Here is an 11,998-nt window from a genome sequence, read left to right on the forward strand (position 1 = left end):
CCGCACTCCATGCAGGTGTCCATACGACAACCGCCGCCGTGATCATTCACGAGCGGCGGCCGGGTAAAGGCAATGTCGGGGCGTAAAGCCGGAGTCAAGGTCAGCCCTCCTGGGAGAACATTCCGATTCCGCCACGATCAATCACTTCCAGCGCCTTGCCGCCACCACGGGCGACACAGGTCAGCGGGTCTTCCGCAATAATCACCGGCAGGCCGGTTTCCTCGCTGATCAGTTTATCCAAACCGCGCAGCAACGCACCACCACCCGTAAGCACAATGCCACGCTCGGCGATATCAGACGCCAACTCTGGTGGCGACTGTTCCAGGGCGCTTTTCACTGTCTGGACGATCTGCGCCAGGGATTCCTGGAGCGCGTCGAGGATTTCCTCGCTGTTCAGGGTAAACGCCCGGGGCACGCCCTCTGCAAGGTTGCGGCCGCGAACGTCGATCTCGCGGATATCCAACCCCTCATAGGCACAACCAATTTCGTGTTTGATGCGCTCTGCAGTGGAGTCACCGATCAGGCTGCCGTAGTTGCGGCGAACGTAGGTAACGATCGCTTCATCGAACTTGTCGCCACCGGTACGAACAGACTCGGCGTACACAATGCCATTCAGGGAGATGATAGCGATTTCGGTGGTGCCACCGCCGATGTCCACAATCATGGAACCGCTGGCTTCCTCCACCGGCAGGCCAGCACCAATGGCCGCCGCCATCGGCTCTTCAATCAGGAACACTTCCCTGGCACCAGCTCCCAGGGCGGATTCACGGATAGCCTTACGCTCTACCTGGGTGGATTTGCTGGGAACGCAAACCAGTACGCGGGGGCTTGGGGTGATAAAGCTGTTCTCATGCACCTTGTGGATGAAGTGCTGGAGCATTTTCTCGGTAACCACGAAATCTGCGATCACACCGTCTTTCATCGGACGGATGGCGGTGATGTTTCCCGGTGTGCGGCCAAGCATGCGCTTGGCTTCGGCGCCGACGGCTGCGACCATTTTCTGTGAGCCAGAGGTGCGGATGGCTACAACGGAGGGCTCGTTGAGTACGATACCGCGTTCGCGCACGTATATAAGGGTGTTGGCGGTGCCCAGGTCGATGGACAGGTCGCTGGAAAATAAACCTCGGAGTCTTTTGATCAACATTCGTGTAGTTTCAACCTGAGAGTTGCAGTCGCAAAAATGATGCGGCAACTTTAGCAGTGAGCACCCCCGCAGGCAAGGCACCATCGGGGCTCCCGAGGCGCCTTTCGCGCTTTTCTCCTTTGTTTTGGCCCCTCCCGCGATTGTTTGAATCTGTTACCATAGCGCTTTCTTTTTGAACTTGGGTGCATGGGCGCTTGAGAGACAGCCTTCCAAAACACGCTCAAGCACGTCCGTGTGGCGCTTGGGCTCCGCCATCCATGGCTCCGCACAGTTTTGGAAGGCCGTCTCTCAAGCACCCTCATCATCCGTGCAAACTTCAGTTGATATAAAGCGCGCATTTAAGTTACTGAAACTTCATATATATGGGAGGAAGCGTGACCATTTCCCGCAAGGACATTGAGAAAGTCGCTGTGCTCGCCCGCATTCGGGTGGACGAGGAACAGGTTTCAGCGCTGGAAAAGGATCTGGGCAATATCCTGGATCTGGTGGACCAGTTGAGCGCGGCGGATACCGATTCGGTGGCGCCCATGGCCCACCCCTTGGATGCCGTCCAGCGCCTGCGCCCGGATGAGGTGACGGAAACCAATGAACGGGAGTCTTTCCAGGCGATTGCGCCGGCTACCGAGAATGGCCTCTATCTGGTTCCCCGAGTGATTGAATAAAGGGCATCGAGTGACCCGACGAACAGCGACGTAAACAGGACGTATCATGCATAACAAATCCGTAGCAGAGCTTTCCCGAGAGCTGGAAAGCGGCAAGATTTCCAGCGTGGAGCTGACCCGGCAGTTCCTGGGCCGCCTTGAAAAGGAAGACGAGCAGCTCAACAGCTTTATCACCATTACGGAAGAACAGGCCCTGGCCGACGCCCATGCGGCAGACGAGCAACGGGCAGCGGGTAAGGCGACACCCTGGACGGGCGTGCCCTTCGCCCACAAGGACATATTCTGCACCAATGGCGTGGCGACCACTTGTGGCTCGAAGATGCTGGCGAATTTTGTGCCACCCTACGATGCAACGGTCACGGAAAATTTCCGCAAGGCGGGCGCTGTGTGCCTGGGTAAGACCAACATGGACGAGTTCGCCATGGGGTCGTCTACCGAGTCCAGCTACTTTGGCGCCACTGCCAACCCCTGGGGTCTGAGCCAGGGCGAGAAGCGGGTTCCGGGTGGTTCTTCCGGCGGCTCCGCGGCGGCGGTTGCAGCGCGGCTGGTGCCCGCGGCGACAGCCACGGATACCGGCGGGTCCATTCGTCAACCGGCCGCGCTGTGTGGCGTGACCGGGCTGAAACCAACCTATGGTCGGGTGTCCCGTTACGGCATGATTGCCTTTGCTTCGAGCCTGGACCAGGGTGGCACCATGGCCCGCACAGCCGAAGACAATGCGCTGATGCTGAATGTAATGGCGGGCTTTGACCCCAAGGACTCCACCTCCATTGACCGTGACGTTCCGGACTATACCGCAACGCTGAACGAGCCGTTGACAGGGTTACGCATCGGGCTGCCGAAGGAATACTTCGCTGGCAACCTCAGTGCCGCCATGGAAGAACAAGTTCGGGGTGCTATCCGGGAGTACGAGAAGCTCGGTGCCACGGTAAAGGAAGTGTCCCTTCCCCACGCTGACCTCGCCATCGCGGCCTACTATGTTATCGCCCCGGCCGAGGCCTCGGCCAACTTGTCCCGTTTTGACGGCGCCCGTTATGGCTACCGCTGCGAAGACCCGAAAGACCTGCTGGACATGTACACACGCACCCGGGCCGAAGGTTTCGGCACCGAGGTCAAGCGGCGGATTCTGGTGGGCACCTACGCCCTGTCCGCCGGTTACTTCGACGCCTATTATCTGAAAGCCCAGAAGGTTCGTCGGCTGATCCAGCAGGACTTCATTAACGCCTTCAAGGAAGTGGATGTGCTGATGAGCCCGACCACGCCCTCCCCGGCTTTTATACAGGGCGAGAAAACCAGCGACCCGGTGACCATGTACCTGGAGGACGTGTTTACCATTGCCATCAACCTGGCGGGCATCCCCGCCATGTCCGTTCCAGCCGGGTTTGTGGATGGGCTTCCAGTAGGCCTGCAGATTATTGGGGATTACTTCTCCGAAGCTCGCTTGTTGAACGCCGCCCATCAATTTCAGCAGGTGACCGACTGGCACCAGCGCGAACCGCAATAAGCCCGATACAGGAGAACGACTATGCAATGGGACATTGTGATCGGGCTGGAGATTCACGTTCAGCTCGCCACCAAAACCAAGATTTTTTCCGGCTCCAGCACCGCCTATGGTGCCGAACCCAACACCCAGGCCAATGCCGTTGACCTGGCCATGCCGGGCGCGCTGCCAGTGCCGAACGAGCAGGCATTCCGCTACGCGGTGATGTTTGGCCTGGCGGTCAACGCCGAGATTGAACGCCGCTCAGTGTTCGAACGGAAGAACTATTTCTACCCGGACCTGCCCAAGGGCTACCAGACAACCCAACTGGAGCGCCCAATTGTCGGCCCCGGCTATGTGGATATCGATCTGGCCAGCGGCGAATCCAAGCGGGTGCGTATTCACCATGCCCACCTGGAAGAGGATGCCGGAAAATCTCTCCATGAGGATTTCCACGGCATGACGGGCATCGACCTGAACCGCGCAGGCACGCCGCTGATTGAGGTGGTCACTGAACCCGACATGACCAATGCCGATGAGGCTGTCGCCTTTGCCAAGAAACTCCACGGCATTGTCACGTCCCTGGGCATCTGTGACGGTGACATGTCACAGGGCTCCATGCGCTTTGACGTGAACATCTCACTCAAGCCCAAGGGTTCCGATACCCTGGGCACCCGTACCGAAACCAAGAACCTGAACTCCTTCCGCTTCATGGAGCAGGCCATTGCCCACGAAGTCGAGCGGCAGATGGACATTCTCGAGGACGGTGGCACCATTGTTCAGGAAACCCGCCTGTACAATGGCGACCGGGACGAGTCCCGCTCTATGCGCACCAAGGAAGAAGCCAACGATTACCGCTACTTCCCCTGCCCGGACCTGCTGCCGGTGGAAATCGACGACGCCTTTATCGACGAAGCCCGCAACAGCCTCCCGGAACTTCCGGATGCCCGCAAGGCCCGCTTCAAGGAGCACTACGGCCTGAACGACTACGATGCTGGACTACTGGCTGGCGACTCGAAACTGGCCGCATTCTTCGAAGCCGCCGCTGATCGCGGGAAGGACGCCAAGTTGGCTTCCAACTGGGTTCAGGGCGAATTCTCCGCACGTCTGAATGCGGAGGAAAAATCTGTTGCCGACTCACCGATTTCCGGCGAGCAGCTTGGGGATCTGGTGGTGCGCGTCGCGGACAACACGATTTCATCGGCGGGTGCCAAGAAAGTGTTCGAGGCGCTCTGGGCCGGCGAAAATGACAACGTGGATGCGATCATCGATGCCAAGGGCCTGAAGCAGGTGTCAGACACTGGCGAGCTTGAGAAGATGGTGGACGAGGTTCTGGCCTCCATGCCGGATCAGGTGGCCCAGTACCAGCAGGAATCCGACCCCAAGAAGCAGAAGAAGATGCTCGGCGGGTTCATGGGGCCGCTGATGAAGGCCTCCAAGGGCCAGGGCAATCCGAAGCTGTTTAATGAGATTCTGGTGAAGAAACTGGGGGGCTGACCCTCTGGCTGCGGCCCCAGACTGTTTGGTTTGGGGGAGGCCTCGGTGGGAGGCTACCGAACAAGCCGACCCCATAGATCATGCTCATCCGCATGCTCGACCGCAGCCTGAACAATCTGCCCGGGAACAAGATTGGTTTCGTCGTTGAGGTAAACCATGCCGTCAATCTCCGGCGCATCCGCCTTGGAGCGGCCGATGGCGCCTTCTTCATCGACTTCGTCGATGACAACGTCAATAGTCTGGCCGATTTTGGCCTGCAATCGGGCCGCTGATATTTCAGCCTGTTTTTCCATGAACCGGGCCAAGCGCTCTTCCTTCACCTCTTCCGGAACGGCACCTTCGATCTCGTTCGCCCTCGCACCTTCCACCGGGCTGTATTTGAAGGCTCCGACACGATCAAGCTGAGCCTCATCCAGCCAATCCAGCAGGTACTGGAAATCTTCCTCTGTTTCGCCGGGAAAACCGACAATAAAGGTGGAACGGATGGTGAGCTCCGGGCAGATGTCACGCCACTTGCGAATGCGTTCCAGCGTCTTGCTGTCGTGGGCCGGGCGCTTCATGGCCTTGAGCACTTTCGGGCTGGCGTGCTGGAACGGGATATCCAGGTACGGCAGGATTTTGCCCTCCGCCATCAGCGGGATCACATCGTCCACGTGCGGATAGGGATAAACGTAATGCAGGCGCACCCAAACGCCCATTTCACCCAACGCCTCACACAGGGACTGCATCTTGGTCTTTAGCGGGCGGCCCTGCCAGAATCCGGTACGGTACTTGGTGTCGACACCGTATGCAGAGGTGTCCTGGGAGATCACCAGAAGCTCTTTTACGCCAGCGTCCACCAGGCGCTTGGCCTCGTCCATCACGTCACCAATCGGGCGACTGACTAGGTCGCCGCGCATGGACGGGATGATGCAGAAGGTGCATCGGTGGTTACAGCCTTCGGAAATTTTCAGGTATGCATAATGCCGGGGGGTCAGTTTGATGCCCTGAGGAGGCACCAGGTCCGTAAACGGATCGTGTTGCTTGTTCGGCGGCACAAACTGGTGCACCGCTCCCACAACTGCTTCGTAGGCGTGCGGGCCGGACACGGCGAGAACACCCGGGTGAGTGTCACGTATCTTGTCCGCTTCAACACCCATGCAACCGGTTACGATGACCTTGCCATTTTCATTGATTGCTTCACCAATGGCATCAAGGGACTCCTGCTTGGCGGCATCTATAAAGCCACAGGTGTTCACCACGACGATATCAGCGTCGTTATAGGTCGGTACCACATCGTAGCCGTCCAGCCGAAGCTGGGTCAGGATGCGCTCGGAATCAACCAGGGCCTTGGGGCAGCCAAGACTGATAAAACCCACTTTTCCGCTGCCTGCGGGAACGGATGAAATCTTGTTTGTCATAACCTGCACGAAATCGTGGAGCCGTTGGCGGCCCCGGTGGATGTTGGTGCGTAGTTTACCGCAGCCAATCCGACACCGTAAGTAACAGCTGTCCTTCGTATCCGCCTGATCGCGAGCGCTCCGAATCGATATTGGTGACACCACGCTCACATTCAGTTCACAAATCTGACAGTTTTGGCGACAGGCAACTTGCTGATCACCAAACAAACAACTAGACTTTCAGGAAGTTAAGATCGAAACAACAAGCGCTTGCTGTTTTTCGCACTCGCCATATTGCAGATTTATGACAATTGGCTGGCTTTCTCGTGTGTATAGAAAGCGTGCCTGGAAAGAAGGCAGCGAGTAAAAATAATAAAGGATTGAACGATGGGTAAGGCTGCCTGCTTTGAAACCAGAGATGCAAGAAGAGTGACTATGAAACCAGTTGCCGCCAAGCCAAACCTACGCAACCAACAACGCGTCGATGTCGCTACCGAAGCACGGATTGAAAAAACCGACGGCAGCTGCCTTACCTGTAAAGTCTCCAACATTTCCCGAACCGGCCTGATGGTCCTCTGTGATCAGGACTCTGTGAGAAAACTGGTTCCCGGCCAGAAAACACCGGCACCCGGAAACTGGATATCCGTAACAACGACATTCTCTGTGCCGGTTGTTGCCAACCAACCCGTTTCTGTGATCGCCGGAGGCAACATTGTCCACATGCGACGAATTGCCCGCGACCAGTTCCAGCTCGGCATCCAGTTTTCGGAGTTCGAAGGCAATGGTTTCGACTACGTGAACAACTACGTCAGCAAACTGCTTTCCACCTCGTCGCACTAACTCGGAAGTTTTACCCTCCAGCCTTTCCTGCCGCTATATTGTTATAGCAGTAAACTCTAGTTACCCGACTTCTTATGCCATGGCCTGATCTGGTATCATTGCGGCATTCACACGCCCAGCCTCTATCGAATCCGGAGGCACGCAAAGCGGTAACAGGACACGATGACCACTTACAACCTGACGCATCTCAAACAGCTGGAAGCTGAAAGCATCCACATCATCCGGGAAGTTGCAGCCGAGTTCGACAACCCGGTCATGCTCTATTCCATCGGGAAAGACTCCGCAGTAATGCTGCACCTGGCCCGCAAAGCCTTTCATCCCGGCAAGCTGCCCTTCCCGCTCTTACACGTGGACACCACCTGGAAGTTCAAGCAGATGATTGAATTCCGGGACCGCAAAGCAAAAGAGTATGGCCTGGACCTGATCGTCCACAAGAACGAGGACGGGATCAAACAGGGCATCGGCCCCTTTACTCACGGCAGCGCCAAGCATACCGACGTGATGAAAACCCAGGCCCTCAAACAGGCCCTGGACAAGTACAAGTTTGATGCTGCTTTCGGCGGCGCTCGCCGGGACGAGGAAAAATCCCGTGCCAAGGAGCGCGTCTATTCCTTCCGTGACGAGTACCACCGCTGGGACCCAAAGAACCAACGTCCTGAGCTCTGGAACATCTACAACGGCAAGATCAACAAAGGCGAGAGCATCCGGGTATTCCCGCTGTCCAACTGGACCGAGCTGGATATCTGGCAGTACATCTACCTCGAAAACATTGAAATCGTGCCACTTTACTACTCCGCCAAGCGGCCCGTCGTGGAACGCGATGGCACGCTGATCATGGTGGACGACGACCGCATGCCTTTGAAAGAAGGCGAAAAGCCGATGATGAAATCCATTCGTTTCCGCACCCTGGGCTGTTACCCACTGACCGGCGCCATCGAATCCGAGGCAGACACGCTGCCGGAGATCATCCAGGAGATGTTGCTGGCAACCAGCTCCGAACGTCAGGGCCGCGTGATCGACCACGATTCGGCCGGCTCCATGGAACAGAAAAAGCGGGAAGGGTATTTCTAAGATGGCACACCAGTCTGATCTGATTGCGGAAGATATTCAGGCCTACCTGAAGCAACACGAAAACAAGGAACTGCTGCGCCTACTCACCTGCGGCAGTGTGGACGACGGCAAGAGCACCCTTATTGGTCGCCTGCTGCACGATACCAAGATGATCTATGAAGATCATATGGCGAGCCTGAAAAGTGACAGCGCCAAGATGGGCACAACGGGCGAAAAGCTGGACCTTGCCCTTCTGGTCGACGGCCTGCAGGCCGAGCGGGAACAAGGTATCACTATTGATGTTGCCTATCGCTTTTTTTCCACTGATAAACGCAAGTTCATCATCGCAGACACCCCCGGCCACGAGCAGTACACTCGCAACATGGCGACAGGGGCATCGACGGCTCAAGTTGCGATCCTGATGATCGATGCGCGCCACGGCGTTCTGACCCAGACCCGCCGCCACTCTTACATTGCCTCTCTGCTTGGCATTCGCCACATCGTGGTCGCAGTGAACAAAATGGATCTGGTTGATTTCAGCGAAGAACGCTTCAATGAAATCAAGGACGACTACCTGGCGTTTGCCAATCAGCTTGGCCTGAAGGATATTCGCTTCGTGCCATTGTCTGCCCTCGAAGGCGACAACGTCGTTAACAGGAGTGAGAACACACCCTGGTTCGACGGCCAGCCCCTGATGGACATTCTGGAGACGGTGGAAGTATCCCACGACAAAAATCTGGAGCACTTCCGCTTCCCCGTCCAGTACGTGACGCGCCCGAACCTGAACTTCCGCGGTTTCTGCGGCACCATAGCCTCTGGTGTTGTGCGCCCCGGCGACAAAGTGATGGCCTTGCCTTCACGACGCACCAGCGCAATCAAAGACATTGTGACGTTTGATGGCAACCTGGAAGAAGCCTATATCGACCAGGCGGTCACACTGACGCTCACCGATGAAATCGATGTCAGCCGAGGCGATATGCTGGTCAAGGCTGAGGATGAGCCAGAAGTGGGCAACCGCTTCACCGCCAACATTGTCTGGATGACGGACGGCCCGCTGGAAACCGGTCGCCTTTACGACATCAAGCTCGGCCCGACGTTTACCTCGGCTACCGTCAAAAAGATTCATCACCAGACCGACGTCAACACGCTGGAGAAGAACGACAACCCGTCTGCGCTTCAGCTGAACGAAATCGGACTGTGCGAGCTGACCCTGAGCCAGCCCATTGCGTTTGATGCCTATCAGCGCAACCACGCCACGGGCAGCTTCATTGTGATTGATCGGCTGACCAACGTGACGATCGGTGCGGGTATGATTGCCGGCACTGCAGGCACGGTTGAGTCGCTGGACCCGGTGACCAGCGAAGAGCGCGAGCGCCGTCTGGCGCAGAAGCCTGCCATTATTGCCTGTAACGGCAAGCAGGCCACGGCGCTGGCCCTGGCAGTTGAACGGGCGCTGTTCGATCAGGGCAAGACCTCCGTTGTCCTCAGCGAGGACAATGCCGGCAATGCCGAAGACCGTCGGCGCGCAGCGCAGGTGGTCAGTGCCCATGGCCTGATTGCCATTGCGGTGAACCTGGGTGCGGATGTGGCATCGGCGTCTGTTTCTGCAGACGATGACAAGGAGATCACTGAAGCGGTGACTTCACTGATTCAGGACCTGATGCGGCATAAGCGGGTTTAACCTCGCTTTTGGGACTTGAGGATAGCCCCCATGGTCTTAGGCCTTGGGGGCTTCTTCGTTTTGGGGCTGATCCCACAGCCCTATAAAAACCATTACAATCCCAACCCCTGAAGGTTTACCCTCAGCCTCCTACACGTTCTATTAACCAAGGGACTCTTGACTCCATGGCCATCAAACAGCTCCGCACTCTCTTCGCCAGCCAGTATCAGCCCGGACAGCCGGCGCGGGTTCGTCCCGGCGAGGCGTTGGCCGAGCCGGGTGGCGACTATGAGGCGCTTCACAAGCAGATGAAGCGCCTGTTCAACAGCAAGCCCGGCAAGAAATACGGTCGCTTTTCCGAGGACATCGGTGAAAGTCCGTTTAGCAGCTGGCTGAAGGACTACCGGGAGGACAAGCAAAGCTTTGCGTCGATGACTGACCGTCTTTTTGGGCAATGGCAAGAACTGCTGAACAGCGCCCAGGAGGAATTTGAGGGGCACCTGATGATTGTCCACGAAGCCCTCGCGGATGCGGAGGTGGTTTATCTGTTTATCCTGGAAAACGACAGCGCCATGCGTTTTGATGCCCAGCAAACGTTGGACGCGACGGACATCCTGAGCCTGTCGCGGCTGAATCTGGCGGTGCGCGTGGAATTGGATGACTGGCTGGGTGACAACGCCGGCGAGAACTATCTTACGCTGGTCCACGCTCGTGGTTCCGGGGAAGGCGGTGACCTGTTCATCAAGCTATGCGGTTTCACCAATCAGGTGGATGTGGAGAAAGAGACGCTGACGTTCATGGATGCCGTGGAAGCCTTTGCCAAATCATCCGAACCGGAAGAGGCAGGCAAGATTCGGGCGCGAGCCTATGAGTTCTCGAAGGAGCAGCATGCGTTGGGCGAGCCGGTGGCCATCGAGGCATTGTCGGGCTACCTGGATGAGAACGAGCCTCAGCGTTTCAAGGAGTTTGCCAGTGAGACTGCCGAGCTGCCGGAAAGCGGGGTGTTGCATCCGGATCACCGTAAGGTGAAGAAGCTGGTTCGGATTGCGGGCTCAGGTGGTGGTATGAGCGTGTCGTTCTCTTCGGATCTGGTGAATCAGGCGGTTTACTATGACCGTGACAACGACGCATTGACGATTACGCGGTTGCCTAAGGCGTTGCGGGAGCAGCTGCAACGTTATCTTGAAGGCCGGGAGGAATAGCAGCTCACTGACCTGATGACTTTGGGGGCTGACCTTCTAGACTTAGAACTCTTGGGGCTGGTCCCGCCATGGGGTAGCATTTTCTTCTGGAAAAAGAACTCGCTGCGCTCGGACACCTTTTTCCGGCAGAAAATGCTACCCCACACCGTGACCGATCAATCGACTGTGGTTAATCCTTTTATTGAGGTTCGTTGGCGGCTGATTCTGTTTTATCAGTCCACCTCGGACGGTTGGCTCGCAGCTTTCGGACTTCCTGCATCCAGCCTACGCCGTCGACTAATTCACCGGTTTCCGGGTCTATAGGCGGGTATGGCAGGTTGCGGTCGTCGCAGTAGCGTTTTACGACCGGCTGGCACCAGCAGAACAGCAGACGGTTGTATTCATCGTCTGGTAGCCTCTGGTGGGCATACAGGCCTGCCTGTTTCCTCTGCCGTTGTGCTTCGGACAGAATAATCGCACAGGCGGACGACACGTTCAGGGACTCCACCATGCCCATCATGGGGATCACAATGTGCTCGTCAGCCTGTTCGGCAGCGCTGTCGCTGACACCATCTACTTCATTACCCATGATCACCGTGCAGGGCACGGTGAAATCCGCTTCCCGGTAATCAATCGCTCTTTCCGACAATTGGGCGGCGTAGAGTTTGTGGCCCCGCCCTTTCAGCTCCGAAACCGCATCGTCCATGGTGGGGTGCGTGTGGGTGGTGACCCAGTTGTAGCTGCCGCCGGCGGTTTTTCGGAAGGCACGGAAACCTTCCCGCGGCCAGACCACGTGCATGCTGGCAAGACCAAACGCATCGCAGGAGCGGATGATGGCCGACAGATTGCGGGGTTTGTGGACCTGGTCGGTGAGGACGCTGAGATCGGGCTGGCGAGTATCCAGGGTTTGTTTGATTCGGGCCAGGCGTTCGGGAGTCATGATTGTTTGAGCGTTCTAAAAAATTGGAAAAACCAATACTACCACAAGCGATTTAGAGGATTGCCGAGACAAAGGTGGTTGCCGATTGATCACCCCGTTATAATGTGCAGCTAACTTTTTTAAGCGCCACTCCCAACCTTCCGGCGCAAATCACACACCAAGCAC

At 57.1% G+C, this 11,998-nt stretch carries 10 protein-coding genes; 7 read left to right on the forward strand and 3 right to left on the reverse strand.

All coding sequences use genetic code 11. The features are described 5' to 3' along the window. Nucleotides 1–100 precede the first annotated feature (100 nt). Nucleotides 101–1,141, reverse strand: a complete 1,041-nt coding sequence (locus AAGD24_RS14270) for a rod shape-determining protein (RefSeq protein WP_036210335.1) — start codon at nt 1,139–1,141, stop codon at nt 101–103. A gap of 377 nt (nt 1,142–1,518) precedes the next feature. On the opposite strand from AAGD24_RS14270, the gene gatC reads away from it, so the two are divergent. The 3 genes from gatC to gatB are packed head-to-tail and all read left to right on the forward strand — an operon-like array spanning nt 1,519 to nt 4,783. Next, nucleotides 1,519–1,806: an Asp-tRNA(Asn)/Glu-tRNA(Gln) amidotransferase subunit GatC gene (gene gatC, locus AAGD24_RS14275; protein ID WP_127401706.1), complete on the forward strand. Its 288-nt coding sequence runs from the start codon at nt 1,519–1,521 to the stop codon at nt 1,804–1,806. Between the two features lie 46 nt (nt 1,807–1,852). Next, nucleotides 1,853–3,310: an Asp-tRNA(Asn)/Glu-tRNA(Gln) amidotransferase subunit GatA gene (gatA, locus tag AAGD24_RS14280; protein ID WP_036209833.1), complete on the forward strand. Its 1,458-nt coding sequence runs from the start codon at nt 1,853–1,855 to the stop codon at nt 3,308–3,310. A gap of 21 nt (nt 3,311–3,331) precedes the next feature. After that, the gene (gene gatB / locus AAGD24_RS14285) at nt 3,332–4,783 is read left to right on the forward strand and encodes an Asp-tRNA(Asn)/Glu-tRNA(Gln) amidotransferase subunit GatB (RefSeq protein ID WP_379865468.1); all 1,452 of its coding nucleotides are present in this window, start codon (nt 3,332–3,334) and stop codon (nt 4,781–4,783) included. Nucleotides 4,784–4,836: 53 nt separating this feature from the next. Here gatB and rimO read toward each other — a convergent pair whose 3' ends face one another. Then, on the reverse strand, nt 4,837–6,183 hold the full coding sequence (gene rimO / locus AAGD24_RS14290) for a 30S ribosomal protein S12 methylthiotransferase RimO (protein ID WP_379865469.1): 1,347 nt from the start codon (nt 6,181–6,183) through the stop codon (nt 4,837–4,839). A gap of 414 nt (nt 6,184–6,597) precedes the next feature. Between rimO and AAGD24_RS14295 the strand changes: the two genes are divergently transcribed. The 4 genes from AAGD24_RS14295 to AAGD24_RS14310 all read left to right on the forward strand — a co-directional run bounded on the left by AAGD24_RS14295 (nt 6,598) and on the right by AAGD24_RS14310 (nt 10,914). After that, complete coding sequence (locus AAGD24_RS14295) at nt 6,598–7,002, forward strand: PilZ domain-containing protein (RefSeq protein WP_036209818.1); 405 nt, start codon at nt 6,598–6,600, stop codon at nt 7,000–7,002. A gap of 162 nt (nt 7,003–7,164) precedes the next feature. Beyond that, nucleotides 7,165–8,073: a sulfate adenylyltransferase subunit CysD gene (gene cysD, locus AAGD24_RS14300; RefSeq protein WP_036209815.1), complete on the forward strand. Its 909-nt coding sequence runs from the start codon at nt 7,165–7,167 to the stop codon at nt 8,071–8,073. A gap of 1 nt (nt 8,074) precedes the next feature. Further along, nucleotides 8,075–9,733 carry a sulfate adenylyltransferase subunit CysN gene (gene cysN / locus AAGD24_RS14305; RefSeq protein ID WP_036209812.1) on the forward strand — a complete coding sequence of 553 codons (1,659 nt, stop codon included), beginning with the start codon at nt 8,075–8,077 and terminating at the stop codon, nt 9,731–9,733. A 164-nt stretch (nt 9,734–9,897) separates the two neighbouring features. Then, nucleotides 9,898–10,914, forward strand: a complete 1,017-nt coding sequence (locus tag AAGD24_RS14310) for a nucleoid-associated protein (protein WP_075196518.1) — start codon at nt 9,898–9,900, stop codon at nt 10,912–10,914. Between the two features lie 178 nt (nt 10,915–11,092). Here the strand turns inward: AAGD24_RS14310 and trmH are convergent, their stop codons facing one another. After that, on the reverse strand, nt 11,093–11,833 hold the full coding sequence (gene trmH / locus AAGD24_RS14315) for a tRNA (guanosine(18)-2'-O)-methyltransferase TrmH (protein WP_136633419.1): 741 nt from the start codon (nt 11,831–11,833) through the stop codon (nt 11,093–11,095). Nucleotides 11,834–11,998: the final 165 nt, after the last annotated feature.

Origin of the sequence: Marinobacter sp. M5B (assembly GCF_042604615.1) — a bacterium.
Classification (GTDB): Bacteria; Pseudomonadota; Gammaproteobacteria; order Pseudomonadales; family Oleiphilaceae; genus Marinobacter; species Marinobacter salarius.

Excerpts from the sequence above, each read along its gene's own strand:
- cysD (WP_036209815.1), top strand. The coding sequence starts at position 7,165 with ATGACCACTTACAACCTGACGCATCTCAAACAGCTGGAAGCTGAAAGC.
- AAGD24_RS14310 (WP_075196518.1), top strand. The coding sequence starts at position 9,898 with ATGGCCATCAAACAGCTCCGCACTCTCTTCGCCAGCCAGTATCAGCCC.
- rimO (WP_379865469.1), bottom strand. The coding sequence starts at position 6,183 with ATGACAAACAAGATTTCATCCGTTCCCGCAGGCAGCGGAAAAGTGGGT.
- gatA (WP_036209833.1), top strand. The coding sequence starts at position 1,853 with ATGCATAACAAATCCGTAGCAGAGCTTTCCCGAGAGCTGGAAAGCGGC.
- trmH (WP_136633419.1), bottom strand. The coding sequence starts at position 11,833 with ATGACTCCCGAACGCCTGGCCCGAATCAAACAAACCCTGGATACTCGC.
- gatB (WP_379865468.1), top strand. The coding sequence starts at position 3,332 with ATGCAATGGGACATTGTGATCGGGCTGGAGATTCACGTTCAGCTCGCC.
- AAGD24_RS14295 (WP_036209818.1), top strand. The coding sequence starts at position 6,598 with ATGAAACCAGTTGCCGCCAAGCCAAACCTACGCAACCAACAACGCGTC.
- cysN (WP_036209812.1), top strand. The coding sequence starts at position 8,075 with ATGGCACACCAGTCTGATCTGATTGCGGAAGATATTCAGGCCTACCTG.